At 60.9% G+C, this 15639-nt stretch carries 11 protein-coding genes; 10 read left to right on the top strand and 1 reads right to left on the bottom strand.

What is annotated here, in order from left to right:
• The 10 genes from AC07OG_RS24420 to AC07OG_RS24375 all read left to right on the top strand — a co-directional run.
• Nucleotides 1–1072: N-acetylmuramidase domain-containing protein (locus AC07OG_RS24420; protein ID WP_495068316.1), on the top strand; the 1072-nt coding region annotated here is incomplete at its 5' end.
• Entirely contained in the window at nt 1047–1754 is a 708-nt protein-coding gene (locus tag AC07OG_RS24415) for a hypothetical protein (protein WP_495068315.1), read from the top strand. The genes AC07OG_RS24420 and AC07OG_RS24415, both read left to right, overlap by 26 nt.
• 406 nt (nt 1755–2160) lie before the next feature.
• The gene (locus AC07OG_RS24410) at nt 2161–3384 is read left to right on the top strand and encodes a KPHS_23130 family T6SS system protein (RefSeq protein ID WP_495068314.1); all 1224 of its coding nucleotides are present in this window, start codon (nt 2161–2163) and stop codon (nt 3382–3384) included.
• A 9-nt stretch (nt 3385–3393) separates the two neighbouring features.
• A complete protein-coding gene (locus AC07OG_RS24405; protein ID WP_495068313.1) occupies nt 3394–6777 on the top strand; it encodes an ImcF-related family protein in 3384 nt (1127 codons plus the stop codon).
• Nucleotides 6774–8360 (top strand): type VI secretion system protein TssA, encoded by a 1587-nt coding sequence (gene tssA / locus AC07OG_RS24400; RefSeq protein ID WP_495068312.1) that lies wholly within the window; start codon nt 6774–6776, stop codon nt 8358–8360. Before AC07OG_RS24405 ends, tssA begins: the two co-directional genes overlap by 4 nt.
• A gap of 25 nt (nt 8361–8385) precedes the next feature.
• A complete protein-coding gene (gene tssF / locus AC07OG_RS24395; protein ID WP_060541970.1) occupies nt 8386–10149 on the top strand; it encodes a type VI secretion system baseplate subunit TssF in 1764 nt (587 codons plus the stop codon).
• On the top strand, nt 10113–11210 hold the full coding sequence (tssG, locus tag AC07OG_RS24390; protein ID WP_495068311.1) for a type VI secretion system baseplate subunit TssG: 1098 nt from the start codon (nt 10113–10115) through the stop codon (nt 11208–11210). Before tssF ends, tssG begins: the two co-directional genes overlap by 37 nt.
• Nucleotides 11191–11727: a type VI secretion system lipoprotein TssJ gene (gene tssJ / locus AC07OG_RS24385; RefSeq protein WP_060541968.1), complete on the top strand. Its 537-nt coding sequence runs from the start codon at nt 11191–11193 to the stop codon at nt 11725–11727. The genes tssG and tssJ overlap by 20 nt, the downstream gene beginning before the upstream one ends.
• 2 nt (nt 11728–11729) lie before the next feature.
• Nucleotides 11730–12170: a type VI secretion system baseplate subunit TssE gene (gene tssE / locus AC07OG_RS24380; protein WP_495068310.1), complete on the top strand. Its 441-nt coding sequence runs from the start codon at nt 11730–11732 to the stop codon at nt 12168–12170.
• A 37-nt stretch (nt 12171–12207) separates the two neighbouring features.
• Nucleotides 12208–13335, top strand: coding sequence for an OmpA family protein (locus AC07OG_RS24375; protein WP_495068309.1), 1128 nt, complete (start codon nt 12208–12210; stop codon nt 13333–13335).
• A gap of 120 nt (nt 13336–13455) precedes the next feature.
• Here the strand turns inward: AC07OG_RS24375 and speF are convergent, their stop codons facing one another.
• Nucleotides 13456–15639 carry an ornithine decarboxylase SpeF gene (gene speF, locus AC07OG_RS24370; RefSeq protein WP_060541965.1) on the bottom strand — a complete coding sequence of 728 codons (2184 nt, stop codon included), beginning with the start codon at nt 15637–15639 and terminating at the stop codon, nt 13456–13458.

The raw sequence follows: 15639 nt of genomic DNA, 5'->3' as shown, positions 1-15639 counted from the left end.
CGGCCGTTTTAACGAAGGACAACGCGAGCGCTTTCGCCCCTTGGCCGAGAAAAGTAATCAAGGGCCGATGAAAAGCCACCTGAACGCGATTCTCGACCGCAACGGCGACGACAAGATCACTGCCGAGGAGGTACAGGCGGCTCTGCAACTCCCGGCGTTGGCGCAATCCATTTCCCAGATGGTCTTGCGCAAGGAAAGCGAGTGGTTTCACCAGACGCAGAAGTGGGATGCGCTGGATGAGTTGCTCGGCCACAGCGGCTCGACGCCGCACTGGAATTGGCAGGCGGAGAAGCAGCGGATCGAGCAGATCAGTTGGTGGAGTGAGGTGGCGGAAAAAGTGGGGTTGCCTTCGTGGGGGAGGCCGTATCACTTTCATCCGATAGGACTCCTAACGCGTTTAAATAATGACCGGAAAAAGTGTTATTGCTATCAGCAGGGGCTAGTGGGTACGCCCTGCGATTTAGGAGTGACGGATGTAACTAAAAACCACTTTGAGTTACTTGCTGACGAGTTAGGCGTTGAAAGAGAGGTGCTACGGGCAATCGCCGTCGCAGAAACCGGAGACAAAGCGCCGTTTAGGGAGTATGAGCCAGGGAAAAGGCATGCTTTGATTCTTTATGAACGACATTATATGCGTAGGCTTCTGCTTGCTTCTGGGATGTCACAATATGAAGTTAATGCGTTGTCTATGTCGGAGCCGAAAATAGTTCATGTATATGAAGCATCCTACGTATACGGCTCGCTTGATGAGCAATATTCAAGGTTGAAGCGTGCGCGTGAAATCAATGATGCTGCTGCTATAAAGTCATGTTCTTGGGGTAAGTTTCAAGTCATGGGTGAGTACTATCGTCATCTGTATAGCAATATTGAAGAGTTGGAGGAGGCTCAGAATTACTGTGCTTTGCAGCACTTGCAGTATTTCAAGGTTTTCCTGGTTAAGGAGAAAAAACTCATCGGGCCAATGAGGAGTAAGGACTGGTTGCAGATCGCGCAAAAGTATAATGGCAAAGGTCAAATTGGATATGATGTAAAAATACGGAGCGCTTATGAAAATCTCAAACAAAACTGGTAAGGCGGCCCTGGTTCTTGTGCTTGTTATGTTTGGGGGAGTGGTTTTTGCTGGGGAGTGTAAAAGGCATCAAGGTGAATTGATCTCGCATGAGTTAAAAACAAAAAGTAACTTGATTTGTATTGCTTACAGCGATGACGGCGTCGTCATGTCAATTTACCGGCTGGGTGCTCTTGAAGTTCCTCTGGCAAGAAATATGAAGTTCTTGGATGTGGACGACATAGCAGAGGAGTCCGTACGGCTCGAACCTTCGGGTGACGGGTTCAAGATATACCTGGAATATCCAAAAAATATCTATGTTGTTGAGTTTGGGCTGGATGCGTCATCTGTTTCCGGATCATTTACACAAATTAAGCTAAATGCAGTTGAAGCGAGTTCTCCTCCCCAACATATGAATCTTGTCTTGAATGCAAGTGTGATGGCTGGGTTGAGGTTTGAGACGCTTACTGTTTCGCAGATATTTGATCAAAGCGTTTTACATCTTGGGCATCCGTTGAGTGCAAGGATAACAGCTCAGAAAAGTAATGTTTCGCTTTCACCAAATGCAACAAGTCTTCCAGCACAATATCTGACGCTGGGTGATAAGGTCGAGATAAATGATTTTCATAATGGGTGGGTCAAGATAAGTTGCCAGACGCACGAGAATCAAGTTGATGGGTGGATTCCTCTGGTAGATGTATTGTGAAGAATCGCCGGTACGCTTCAAGAGAAGACTTTTTATATGGCAGTGAGGCGGAGTCAGCTTTGCAGGATTTCAAGAAAGGTTACTTGGTTAGGGGTGATAAGGTTGCGCTGGAAGACTCGATGGCAGGTTGGGTAAAGCTTCGTATAAAGCAAGTGAGATGCTAGCGGCTAAGTGAATGAAATGCAGGTCGATAGTTTTCAGAAAACTGGAGCCTATGCGCCGAATAGCGATACTTATCGCCAAGAAGTGAATGTGATAGGAAGTAAGGTAGTGGATTATTGGAAAAGGGGTGAGGAGTGAAAGGTATGTTTGTTTGGGTGAAAAGAAAAATTTTAATAAAGAAAAGTCACCCTTGTGCCTCAAGTTTTTCATTGGGTCCAATGACTAAATTGGTTGCGAGTTAGTTATGCCTGTCAGACTGGATACTGTACCTGCTCGCGCACGACGTCCTGCGCGACCTCGCGTCTGGCTTTGGCTTGGCTTTTTTTTGCTGTGCTTGTTGCTCGGCGTGGGGGCGAGCTTCTTGTTCGCTGATGGACCATTGCACCAGCAGCCAGTTGATTTCTGGCGTCTTGCTTTGGGCCTGCCACTCCTAGGCTGGTGTGTGCTGGTATTTGCGCGAGTGGTATTACATATAGGCAAGCAGTCTGCTGCCGATGGTTGGGATGATGCACGCGAAAGGGACCTGATCCGACGGCTTCGGAAAGGTCGACGCTGTCTACAGGTTTTAGGGGGGAGCTTTTACACCGCGCTGCGAGGTCCATCGGCCGGGCCGGCAGGGCAACTCGATGCGCTGCTAAGCGGAAGTGAAGCACTGAAAGCGCAACCGTTCCGGATGGACGGTGCGCCATTAAGTCACAGCCGTTTGCCTGAAGATAAAGCTGAGGACCTCGAAGCTTTGTTCTTGAGCGTATTGACACGGTCGTTCGCCGACTTGGCACCAATCCTTGCACAATTGCCTGACGATAAACCTTTAGCCCTGTTGTTGGAGGTCGATTGCAGGCTTACGGAGGACCAATGGCGCCCTGCATGGCGTAAGGCATGGCGAGAATCCGGCATTCGCCAAACGTTGGTTCCGGTTGATGGCCGTGGATTGGAAGCGGTGGATCGCTGGTTGGATCAGCGTATTGACGATCAGTCGTTGCTGATGGTGTTGGCAGTGCAGCTCGCACCAGATCAGCCTGAGGGCACGGCAGAAGTGGCCGTTGCTGTGTTGTTCGGCAACCGGCTCACCCAGTCGGTGTTACCGCCTTTTGCCTATCTTCATCGTCCAGAACAGCGACGCAAGTCTACCCATGCCGGTTTGCTTTATACCGCGCGTCAGGCTCTCGACTGGGTACCGTTGCAAGCACAATCGATTGAACAGGTCTGGCGGGCTGGTGTAGGCGCGCAACCCCAGATCGAGAGCGTGTTGCTTGATCTCGCCATGCCGGCCAAGCCACCGGAGAATTTCTGCAACCTCGACGCGTTGCTGGGTCATGCGGGGAAAGCATCACCTTGGCTGGCGATAGCCGCCGCGGCGCAAACGGTTGAGCGTGGCGGCGGGCCTCAGTTCATTTTTAGTGGCGGTGCTACCGCTGATGGCCTTTGGAGCACGGTGTTGATGCCCGTGTCACCCCTTTCGAAATAGGAATATCGAATGCAGTTTCGACTCTCTGTAGGGTTGGGTGTGCTGGCGAGAGTGCTGTTGCTGGCTGGATTGGTCTTGAGTGTGCTGCTCTGGCGTCACCCCGAGTCATTGGGCATGGAGCCGGGTAGTGCGCGACAAACGTTCTGGCTTTCGCTGAGCTCGGCGACGACCCTTTTCGTAATGGTGGTCCTGGGCGGGTACCAATTGTTAGGCCGGTGGATAGGGAGTGCGACTTATCAACCGTTTGAGTCGAAAGAAGTGCCACCCCAGCCCGCGCAAATACCTCCTGCAAATTCGGCTGGCGCCGAGGACAAACAATGGGAAGCCAGGTTTAGAACTTCGCAGCGGGCGCGGCACCGCGGCTTTTGGCATCCCAAGATCCGACTAATGCTCATCGTCGGCGAACCCGAACAAATCCAGGCCATTGCCCCTGGCCTGACCTGCGAACATTGGTTGGTTGACGAGGACACGGTGCTGCTCTGGGGCGGCAGTGTGCAAAACAAGCTGGACGATGTGTTGATCGAGCGCTATCGCCGCCTGACCCGCTGGCGCGCTCTCGACGGCGTGGTCTGGGCGGTGAATGCCGAACAGAGCGCCGACGGCTACCACATGGGTAAAGGCGCACGGCACCTGCAAGACCTCGCGGGTACGCTCGGCTGGTCGCTGCCGCTGCACCTGTGGCAGGTCTGTGCAAGTAACTGGGTGCAGGACAAACGGCCAAGCCAGGCGGTCGGTTGTGCACTGCCGTCACGCCTCACCGCGACGGAGCTGGAAACGTCGTTGCACAGTCTACTGGGCCTCCTGCGTCAGGAAGGCTGGGCACAGATGAACAAGGTGATGGGCCATGACTTTCTGGTGCGTCTGGCGCGGGACCTGGAGGTTGGAGGCGTGGCCCGCTGGCGCAAGGCGCTGACGCCATGGTTTGGCGGCTCCCGTCGAAGCGTGCCGTTGCGCGGGTTGTGGTTCAGCCTGCCATTGAGCGACAAAACGACTGAAAAAGACGATCACTTCTGGCCCATGGATCCGGCATGGCAGGGTGTGCTCGGCGCGCCAAAGCACAGGAACCATCGTCTGGGCTATAGCGCACCACGCATCGCTTATGGCTTGGCGTTGACCGTGGCCCTGGTCTGGGGCGCCGGCCTGCTGCTGTCGTTCATCAGCAACCGCGTGCAGATCAACCATTTGCAAACCTCACTCAGCGCCCTGCAACACGCCGCCCCCGGCGACGCGCAATTGAGCGCCCTCAACGAGCTGACCCGCGAACTCGGCCGCCTGGACTACCGCGCCAACCACGGCACCCCGTGGTACCAACGTTTCGGCCTGAACCAGAACGATGCACTTCTGGCCACGCTATGGCCGCGTTACGTCGAAGCCAACCAGCGCCTGCTGCGTGACCCGGCGGCAGCCACTCTCAAGGCCCGGCTCAACGCCTTGGTCAAGCTGCCCCCGGACAGCCCCGAACGCGCCAAGCGCGCCCAATCCGCCTACGCGCAACTCAAGGCCTACCTGATGCTGGCCCGCCCGGAAAAAACCGATCCAGCCTTCCTCGCCAAGGCCCTGACCGACGCCGAACCGCAACGCGCGGACTTTTCCCCTGGCCTCTGGCAAGCACTGGCGCCAGCCCTGTGGCAGTTCTACGCCGAACAATTGGCCGCCCACCCAGAGTGGCGCATCGACGCCGATCCCAAGCTGGTGGCCCAGGTCCGCCAGGTGCTGATCAGCCAGCTAGGCCAGCGCAACGGCGAAGCGACCCTGTACCAAACCGTGCTCGACAACGCAGCCAATCACGCCCCGGCCCTGGGGCTGGCGCAGATGGTCGGCGACACCGAGGCGGCGGGGCTGTTTGCCACGTCGGCGCAGGTGCCCGGCGTGTTCACCCGCCAGGCCTGGGAAGGGCAGGTGCGCCCGGCCATCGAGGCCATCGCCGAGGCGCGCCGCGAGGAGATTGACTGGGTGCTCAGCGACAATCCGGGGCGTCTCGCCGCCGACCTCAGCCCGGAGCAGCTCAAGCAGCGCCTGACCGACCGTTACTTCCAGGACTACGCCCACGCCTGGCTGGATTTTCTCAACAAGCTGCGCTGGCAACCGGTCGACAGCCTCGGCGAGGTGATCGACCAGTTGGCGCTGATGAGCGATGTGCGCCAGTCGCCGCTGATTGCCTTGATGAACACCTTGGCCTATCAGGGCCAGGCCGGCACTCGCCGCCAGGCGCTTGGCGACTCCCTGGTGCAGTCGGCGCAGCAACTGCTCGGCAAAGAACCTACACCGCTGATCGAACAGGGCGTGCCCGGTACTGGCAGCCCACTGGACGCCACCTTCGGGCCACTGCTGACCCTGCTCGGCAAAGACGCCGACAACCAAAGCGACAGCGAACGCCTGAGCCTGCAAGCCTTCCTCAACCGCGTCACCCGGGTGCGCCTGAAGCTGCAACAAGTGAGTAACGCACCCAACCCGCAGGCGATGACCCAGGCCCTGGCGCAAAGCGTGTTCCAGGGGCACAGCGTCGACCTCACCGACACCCAATCCTACGGCAGCCTGCTCGCCGCCAGCCTCGGCGCCGAGTGGGACGGCATCGGTCAGACGCTGTTCGTGCAGCCGCTGGAGCAGGCCTGGCAGCGAGTCCTGCAACCCTCGGTGGCCGGCCTCAACAGCCAGTGGCAGCGGGCAATCGTGCGTGACTGGCAGGGCGCGTTTGCCGGGCGCTATCCCTTTGCCGCCGCCGGCAGCGATGCCTCGTTGCCGATGCTCGGGCAGATGATCCGTGCCGACGCCGGGCGCATCGACCAGTTCCTCCAGCAGCAACTGGGTGGCGTGCTGCGCAAGGAAGGCAGCCGCTGGGTGCCCGACGCGCGGCACAGCCAGGGCCTGCACTTCAATCCGCAGTTCCTCGCGGCGGTCAACCAGCTCAGCCACCTCGCCGACGTGCTCTACACCGATGGCGGCATGGGCCTGAGCTTCGAGTTGCGCGGCAAACCGGTGCGCGACGTGGTGCAGACCACCTTCATCCTCAACGGCGAAAAGCATGAATACTTCAACCAGAAGGAAAGCTGGCAGCGCTTCAGCTGGCCGGGTTTCAGCCATCACCCGGGCACGCGCCTGAGCTGGATCAGCGTGCAGGCCAACGAGCGCCTGTTCGGCGACTACGAAGGCACCTGGGGCCTGATCCGCCTGTTCGAACAGGCGAAAGTCACTGCGCTCAACGACACCGACAGCCAGTTCCGCGTGCAACTCAGGGCCCCCGACGGCCTCGACCTGACCTGGCACTTGCGCACCGAACTGGGGGCGGGGCCGTTGGCGTTGCTGAAGTTGCGCGGCTTTGAACTGCCGGCGCAGATTTTTCTCGGCAAAGGCTCTCAAGCACAGCCTTATGCACAGAATGGAAATTACCCATGAGCCTGCTCACACTGATCAATCGCTGCCTGGGCGAACGTGACCCGCTGGTGCTTGCCCGTACCGAAGCCGACCGCTGGCAAGGCTGGTTGCAACCCATCAGCGCGCAGTCAGCGGTGGGTGAAGATCCGAGTTACGACGATGATTTCCAGCACATGCGTGAAGAGGTCAACAAGCTCTCCGGCGCGAATGTCGACGAGGTCATTCAATTGGCGGAGCAATTGCTCGGCCAGCGCAGCAAGGATTTGCGCATCGCCACTTATTACCTGTGGGCACGCCTGCAGAAGGACGGTGAGCAGGGCCTGGCCGATGGCCTGGGTCTGTTGGCGGCGCTGGTCGAGCGTTACGCCGGCGAGGTGCTTCCGCAACGGGCCAACAGTCGCAGGATGGCCCTGGAGTGGTTGACCAGCGCCAAGATGCTGGACAGCCTGTTGCTGTTCCCGGAAGTGGTCAAGGCCGAGGCGGAGCGCACGGTGGCGGCGCTTGCCTGGCTGGAGCACGGGCTGCAAGCCTGGCCCGAGGACCAGCGGCCGCAACTCGATGGGCTGCACGGGGCATTGTCGGCGCGCCTGGCGCAGTCCGGCGGGGTCGATGCCGTGGTGCCGCAGCACAGTGCCAGTCACCCGTCCGTCAGCCAGACCAGCGCATCGGCTAGCCTGGCCATCAAGTCCGGGCGCGACCTGCTGGACAGCGGCCGGTCCCTGGCCGGTTACCTGCGGGACCAGCCACAAGGCTGGCTGGCGGCGCACCGCCTGATGAAAAGCCTGCGCTGGGACACCTTGCACGAGCCGCCCCTGCAGGACGCCAGCGGCACCACGCGCCTGGCACCGCCCCGGGGCGAATCCAGGGCGCAACTCAAACGCCTGTATCTGCAACAGAACTGGGGCGAATTGCTCGATCAGGTCGAGCTCACGTTCGCCGAGGGGGTCAACCATTTCTGGCTGGACCTGCAGTGGTATCTGGTCCAGGCCCTGAACAAACAACCGCCGCCCCAGGATGGCTGGGCGGACATCGTCAAGCGCGACCTGGGCATGCTTCTCGAGCGCCTGCCGGGCGTGGAGGTGCTGGCGTGGAACGACGGCACACCGTTTGCCGACGAGACCACCCGTGAGTGGATCGCTCAGCACGTCTGTGCCCAGCAGTCGCGCCAACTCCTGCCCGCAGCGGCCCCGGCAGCGGCCAGTGCCGATGTCGAGATCCTGTCGCTGGAAAGCGAGGCACTGGCCCAGGCGGACAGTGACGGCGTGGAGCAGGCGCTGGCCTGGCTGGCCGCTCGCCCCGGCATCCACAGCGGTCGCCAGCGCTGGCTGCTGCGCCTGCTGATGGCGCGGGTGGCCGAGCAATGTGGCAAGAACGACCTGGCCCTGCATCTGCTCGGTGAGCTGGATGCCACGGCCGAGCGCCAGGCCCTGGCGGACTGGGAGCCGGAATTGAATTTCGAGGTCAAGGCCCGCCTGCTCAAGCTCACGCGTCTGAAGGCGCAGCGCAACGACGCCGACAAGCCCGCCCTGGCCAGGCGCATGGAGGCGTTGCTGGCGGCGCTGGTTGCCATCGATCCGGTACGCGCCGCCGTGCTCTGCGGTTGAACCTCATTTATCAGGATTTTTCAGCATGGACAATCTGACCCTGCGTTATTACGACGCCGAGATGCGTTACCTGCGCGAAGCCGGCCAGGAGTTCGCGCAAGCGTTCCCCGACCGCGCGGCGCAATTGAACCTGGACAAACCGGGCGCCCGCGATCCCTACGTGGAGCGCCTGTTCGAAGGTTTCGCCTTTCTGATGGGGCGCCTGCGGGAAAAGCTCGATGACGACCTGCCGGAGTTGACCGAAGGCTTGGTCAGCCTGTTGTGGCCCCATTACCTGCGCACCATTCCCTCGCTGTCGATCGTCGAGTTCAAGGCGCAACTGACAACGATCAAGCGCAGCGAACTGATCGCCGCCGGCCAGGAAGTGCTCTCGCAACCCATCGGCCCCCAGCGAACCCAATGTCGCTACACCACCACCCAGGACCTGCGGCTGCAACCCATCGAACTGCAATCCTTGCGCCTGGCCCATGAGCCCGACGGCCGCTCGGTGTTGTGCCTGCGGTTTGCCTGCGCAACGGAGATCGACTGGAGCCAGATCGACCTCAGTCGCCTGCCGATGTACCTGAACGCCGATGCGCCCCTGGCCAGCGCGCTGCATCAGGCCCTGACCCTGAATGCCGAGGCGTTCTATGTGCGCCGGCCGGGCGAGGCGCAACGGGTTGCCCTGGCAGGTCATTTCGCACCCAAGGGCTTTGCCGACGAGGACCGCCTGTGGCCCAAGGGCGACAGCGCGTTCAGCGGTTATCAGTTGCTGCTGGAATATTTCACCTTCCGCGAGAAGTTCATGTTCGTCACCCTCCATGGCCTGGAGCAGGTGAACATCACCGCGAACATGCCCTGGTTCGAACTGGAGGTGGTCCTGCGCGAGTCGTGGCCGCAGGCATTCAACCTGAGTGCAGAACACCTTCGCCTGCATGCGGTACCGGTGATCAATCTGTTCACCCTGGAAGCCGACCCGATGCTGCTGGATCCGTTGCAAACCGACTACCTGTTGCGCCCCATGCGCCTGCAGGACGGTCACACGGAAATCTACTCGGTGGACCGGGTCACCGCTTCGAAAAACGCCGAGCGCCTGGACTACGTCCCCTTCAGCAGTTTTCGTCACAAGGGCGGCATGCTGCGCGACGAGGCGCCCGAGCGTTACTTCCATACCCGCCTCAAGCGTGGCGCCAACGGCCTGCACGATACCTGGCTGATCCTCGGCGGCGACGGCTTCGAAGAGGATCGCGTGCCGGGCAGCCAAAGCCTGTCCCTGCAACTGACCGGCACCCACGGCCAGCTGCCACGCAAGGCGTTGCAAAGCACCGTCCTCGACACCTTGGTCAACACCGCCTTGACCGGCTTGCGCGTGCACAACCTGAGCGCGCCGACCTTGCCGTGCTATCCGCCGAACAACGACCGGTTCCACTGGCGCGTGCTCAGCCACCTGGGTTCGAACTTCCTGCCGATGCTTGATAACGCCGAGGTGCTGCGCGGCACCCTGGCGCTGTACGACTGGACCGGCAGCGAGCTGAACCGCCGTCGTCTGGCGGCCATCGTCGACGTCAAACACCACTTGGTGCAGCGTTTCGAAAAGGGCTTTCTGCTGCGCGGCGTGGACATCGAAGTGACCCTCGATGCCAACGGTTTTTGCGGCGAGGGCGACATCAGTCTGTTTGGCGAGATGCTCCATCGTTTCTTCGCCCTGTACGCCGACATTCACCTGTTCAACCAGCTCACGCTGATCCTTCAACCTACTGGAAAGTGCCTGCGATGGAACGAGAACCACAGTCAGCGTATTCCCGGCTGAAAGCCGCGGGATTGCTCGAAGCGCTGCAAGGGCGGGTGGCCGAAGCCAGCCTGTACCGTTTCTGCCAGCTGCTGGAGCAAGCCCTGCCGGGAAATCCGCCGCTGGGCAGCACCAGCCACCCGGCGGACGACCCGGTACGCTTTCGCCCGGACCCCGGCATGGGCTTTCCTGCCGGTGAGCTCAAAGCCATCGAAATCGATGACCGACAACCGCTGCGCCCGGCGACGGTACGCACGCGGCTGTTGGGCTTGTACGGCGTGGATTCACCTTTGCCGACGGCCTTTATCGACGACATTGCCCAACGCCGCGACGGGCATGAGGCGCTAGAGGCGTTCCTGGATATTTTCAACCACCGGATCTTCACCCAGTTCTACCGGATCTGGCGCAAGTATTCCTACCCGGCGTCCTTCGAAGCCGGAGGCACTGATGCGACTTCGCAATGCCTGCTGGGGCTGGTCGGGCTGGGGATCCCCGGCACCGCCAAGCGCATTGCCACGCCGGTTTCGCGCTTTCTTGCACTGCTCAGTGTGATGCGCATGCCCACTCGCAATGCCGAAGGCATCACCGCGCTGGTAGCGCTGCTGGCTCCTGAAACCCGTGCCAGGATCACGCCGCACTGGCCGCAGAAAATCCCCCTGGCGCATCCGGCGAGCCTGTCGGCGAGTCGTCCGGTCAGCCTGTCCCAGGGCACGCCGCTGGGGAGCAACGGATTCGACGCCAACAGCCAGCTGCACCTGGCGCTGTTCACCCGGGACCAGGACGAAGCGCGGGGCTGGTTGCCCGATGGCCCGCTGTACAACGACCTGCTGGTGTTGCTGCGGGTCTATCTCGGCTGGCGTTGCACCGCCAGGCTGCAGCTCTCGTTGCCGGTGCGCAGCCTGCCGCAACCGTTGCTGGGGCGGGCGCCGATCCGCCTGGGCATGACCGGCATGCTGGGTTCGGGGTGCGCCACCTGGCAGGACGCGCAAGACGACAGTATCACCATCAATCTGGGCCGCTATCAGGGCCTGTCGAAGAACACTCGGAACAGGGAAGCACAACATGTCGCGTACCGTTGGTAATCCATTGATCCTGGTAGCGCTGGCGGTACTGCTCGGCGGCTGCGGCGTCACCCAGACGGTCAGCGAAGGCACGGCCTCCGCCACCCGTTCGATTTTCTACAAGCAGGTGAAAGACCTGCACCTGGATTTCAGTGCCCGCACGGCCATCAACACCGATGCCGCGGAGATGAATGCGATGTCGGTTCCGACCCTGGTACGGGTCTATCAACTGAGCGATAGCAAGGCGCTGCAAAGGGCGACCTACGACAGCCTGCTCAGTGGCGACGAACAGGTGCTCGCTGGCGCGTTGCTCGATACCCGGGCACTGGTGATCAAGCCGGGCGAAGGTGCGCAATTGAATGTGCCGCTGGACAAGGACGCGCGTTTCGTCACGGTGGTCGGGTTGTTTCGCAACCCCGACGTGCAGGCCAATACCTGGCGCCTGACCTTGAATCGCGACGACCTTGATCCGGACCGGGCGCGGGTCATCGAGCTGGGGGACAACCAGTTGACCTTGCGCGAACTGGCCCGGAAATGACCATGGCCGATCTCAATCCTTCGCTTTACGAAACGCTGCTGCAGAACTTCGACGGAGACCTGGAGCTTCATCAAGTCAACGAAGAGGACCAGCACACGCTGTCGGTGCTGGACAACCTGCAACGTATCCTCAACAGCCGCGCCGGGACACTCGCGCATCTGCCCGATTACGGTCTTCCCGACATGGGCCGGATCCTGCAGGGCCTGCCGGGCTCGGCGCACGGGCTGCTGAGGGACATGGCGGACACCCTGGTCAAGTACGAGCCGCGCCTGGCGAGCGTGCACATCGAAACGCTCGATCAGGCTTTGCCAGGCCATCTGGAGTACAGCCTCGATGTACGGCTCAAAAACGGCCGGCAGGTCACCTTCGGCACCACCCTGGCACCGGAGGGCAAAGTCCTGGTGCGACATCTGAAACGACAGCAATGGCTGTCGCAATCCTGACCCAATAAAGCAATGGAGGCTGACGGTGCTATATGAAATGCGTATTCGGCTGGGCGGTGATCCGCGCGGTCATGGTGAGTTTATTGCGTTGCGCGAGGAGCTGGCGAAGCTGAGTCATCCGGCCTGTCCCGACGTGGATTGGGCCAGGGTGGAACAGTGGTGCCTGACGCTGTTCGACCACAACGGCGCGGACCTGCAGACGGCCGCCGCGTTTGCCCTGGCACGCAGCCAGCGGCATGGTGTGGAAGGCATGTGCCAGGGAGTGACGCTGATTGAAACCCTGTGCGGCCAATGGGCGGCCTGTTGGCCCCCCATGGCGTCGGTGCGCCTGGATATCCTGGCCTGGTTGTGCGTGCAGTGGCAGGCGTTGCTGCGCACCTTGGGGACAGGCGCGCCACACTTCCCCGAGCTGCTGCAACTCGACAGCGGGCTTGCGCGCTTGCAGCAGCGTCTGGAGCAACACGCCCAACCGCCGGTGGTTGCCTTGCATGCCTTGCGCCAGCAGATCGAGAGCCTGATCCGGCGCATGCAACACACCAGCGTTGTGGTCGGCACACTCTCGCCGCCGGCAAGGGAGCCGGCGACGGCTGTGATGATGCCTGTGGTGATATTGCCGCCTAATCCCATGCCCATGCCTGAAATGCCTGGGGTCAGGCGTCCTGTGGCGCGGTGGCTGGCTGCGGCCGCCGTTGTGACTGGCCTGGTCAGTGGCGCCTGGTGGCTGGGCTCGTCCGGTGTCGGCGAGCAGCGCCTGGCGCAGTTACTGGAGCCGGCACCCACTGTTGTCGCACCGGTGCGCCTGGACAGCCTGTCGCTGTTCGACGCCGGGAGCGCCGAGCTCAAGCCGGGTTCGACCAAGATTCTGGTCAGCGCTCTGGTGGATATCAAGGCTCAGCCTGGCTGGCTGATCGTCATTGGCGGGCATACGGATGGCCGCGGCAGTGCGCAGCAGAATTTCCAGCTGTCCCATGCCCGTGCCTCTGCGGTGCGTGACTGGATGCAACGCATGGGCGACATCCCTGACAGTTGTTTTGCTGTCCAGGGCTTTGCGTCCAGCCAGCCGGTCACCAGCAACGACACCGAAGCCGGGCGAGCGGCCAACCGACGAGTCGAAATCAGCCTGCTGCCACAAACCGGCGCCTGCGGGCAGGATGTGCCTGTGTAGGCGCTGCCGAAGGTTGCGATCTTGCACCACCCGTAGGAGCCGGCTCGCTGGCGATGGCGTCTGCATTGGCGATGCACCATTGAAGACCGCCATCGCTGGCAAGCCAGCTCCGGGGGTGGTTCAGGCCTTGATGACGTACCCAAAGGCCCGTGTGCGACCCTCAACTTCCTTCAGATACACACCTTGCAGCTCCGGCGTGAACCCCGGCAACGCATTGATGCCTTCTTCCAGCGCCAGGAAGTACTTGAGCACCGCGCCGCCCCAGACTTCCCCCGGCACTACGCACAGCACGCCAGGCGGATAGGGCAGGGCACCTTCGGCGGCGATTCGCCCCTCGGCGTCCGCCAGCGCCACCAGCTCGACGTTGCCACGGATGTATTCGATCTGCGCTTGCTGCGGGTTCATGGCTATTTTCGGGAAGTGTTCCTTGCGGAACATCGCCTTCTGCAACTGCTGCACGTTGTGCTGGCGGTACAGGTCGTGCATCTCCTGACAGAGCTGGCGGATGCTGTAGTTGCGGTAACGCTCCTGATGCTGCGCATAGATCGTCGGCAACACCCGGCTCATCGGTGCGTCTTCATTGACGAAGCGTTCAAAGCGGGCGATCTGCGCGGCGAGGTGGGTCATCTTCGCCCAGTCTTCGGCCGGCGTGAGCAGGAACAGGATCGAATTGAGGTCGCACTTTTCCGGAACGATGCCGTTCTCGCGCAGGAAGTTGGCGAGAATGCCGGCATGGATGCCGAAGTCGGTGTAGCTGCCATCGACCGGATCGATGCCGGGGGTGGTGAACAGCAACTTGCAGGGGTCGATGAAGTATTGCTTCTCGGCGTAGCCGCCGAACGCGTGCCAGCGATCCTTCGGATGGAATTCGAAGAAGCGCAGGTCACGGGCAATCTCTTCAGTCGGATAATCTTCCCACTCGCGTCCATCGATCCTGTCGGGCACGAACGGACGCACCAGGGTGCAGGCTTCCAGAATCAGCTTGCGCGCCTCAATGCCGAACTTCACGCAGTCTTCCCACAGGCGCAGGCCGCTGCGACCGGCATGAATGCGCGCATTCACGTCCAGGGAGGCGAACAGCGGGTAAAACGGGCTGGTGGAAGCCTGGGCCATGAAGGCGTTGTTCAAGCGGTGATGGTTGCAGTAACGGGCCTGGCCCTTGATGTGCCGGTCTTTCTTGTGCACCTGCGAGGCCTGGGAGAAACCGGCCTGCTGCTTGTGCACCGATTGGGTGACGAAGATGCCGGGGTCGTTCTCATCAAGTTCGAGCAGCAGTGGCGAGCAGTCCTTCATCATCGGAATGAACTGCTCATAGCCCACCCAGGCCGAGTCGAACAGGATGTAGTCACACAGCTTGCCGATGCGATCCACGACTTGCCGGGCGTTGTAGACCGTGCCGTCATAGGTGCCCAACTGAATGATCGCCAGGCGAAATGGTCGTGGCAGCTGTGCCTTGTCCGGTGCGACCTCGGCGATCAGCTCACGCAGATAGTCTTCTTCGAAACAGTGGGCGTCGATGCCACCGATGAAACCGTAGGGATTGCGCGCGGTTTCCAGATATACCGGCGTCGCTCCGGCCTGGATCAGTGCGCCCTGGTGGTTGGACTTGTGGTTGTTGCGGTCGAACAGCACCAGGTCGCCAGGGGTGAGCAGGGCATTGGTCACCACCTTGTTCGAGGCCGAGGTGCCGTTAAGCACGAAGTAAGTCTTGTCGGCGTTGAACACCTGCGCCGCGTGTTTTTGCGCGAGCAGTGCCGGACCTTCGTGGATCAGCAGGTCGCCGAGTTTGACGTCGGCATTGCACATGTCGGCGCGAAACAGGGTTTCGCCGAAAAAGTCGAAGAACTGGCGGCCTGCGGGGTGTTTGCGAAAGAACTGGCCGCCCTGGTGGCCGGGGCAGGCGAAGGTGGCGTTGGCCGATTCGGTGTAATGCTTGAGCGAGTCGAAGAAGGGCGGCAGCAGGCTATCTTCATAGGCCTTGGCTGCTGTTTCCAGTTGGTTGCCATGGTATTCGACGTTGCTGCGCGACAGATCGAAAATGCCTTTCACCTGCAACAGCACGTCGGTCAGGTGCTTGTAGACTTCCCGGGGGTGGGTGCTGGTGCCCGGGGAAGCCACCAGAAAAATCGGAATATCGAAACCGGTACGCTGGATGACATCCAAAGCGCCAGCCAGGACATCATTGACCGACACCACCGCCACTGCGACGTCGGTGTAGTCGGTATGGCTGAGCGGGACGACCTCGCGGGTGTTCTGGAACGTTTCAACGGTGCCTTCGCTGGCAGCTATTTTCAGGGTTTTCAT

Source organism: Pseudomonas sp. GW821-FHT09H03 (genome assembly GCF_059415945.1).
Note: the sequence above shows the minus strand (reverse complement) of the source record. Positions and strands in the feature narration are given on the sequence as shown.

Coding starts and splice junctions, on each gene's coding strand:
- AC07OG_RS24415 (WP_495068315.1), top strand. CDS start 1,047: ATGAAAATCTCAAACAAAACTGGTAAGGCGGCCCTGGTTCTTGTGCTT.
- AC07OG_RS24410 (WP_495068314.1), top strand. CDS start 2,161: ATGCCTGTCAGACTGGATACTGTACCTGCTCGCGCACGACGTCCTGCG.
- AC07OG_RS24405 (WP_495068313.1), top strand. CDS start 3,394: ATGCAGTTTCGACTCTCTGTAGGGTTGGGTGTGCTGGCGAGAGTGCTG.
- tssA (WP_495068312.1), top strand. CDS start 6,774: ATGAGCCTGCTCACACTGATCAATCGCTGCCTGGGCGAACGTGACCCG.
- tssF (WP_060541970.1), top strand. CDS start 8,386: ATGGACAATCTGACCCTGCGTTATTACGACGCCGAGATGCGTTACCTG.
- tssG (WP_495068311.1), top strand. CDS start 10,113: ATGGAACGAGAACCACAGTCAGCGTATTCCCGGCTGAAAGCCGCGGGA.
- tssJ (WP_060541968.1), top strand. CDS start 11,191: ATGTCGCGTACCGTTGGTAATCCATTGATCCTGGTAGCGCTGGCGGTA.
- tssE (WP_495068310.1), top strand. CDS start 11,730: ATGGCCGATCTCAATCCTTCGCTTTACGAAACGCTGCTGCAGAACTTC.
- AC07OG_RS24375 (WP_495068309.1), top strand. CDS start 12,208: ATGCGTATTCGGCTGGGCGGTGATCCGCGCGGTCATGGTGAGTTTATT.
- speF (WP_060541965.1), bottom strand. CDS start 15,639: ATGAAAACCCTGAAAATAGCTGCCAGCGAAGGCACCGTTGAAACGTTC.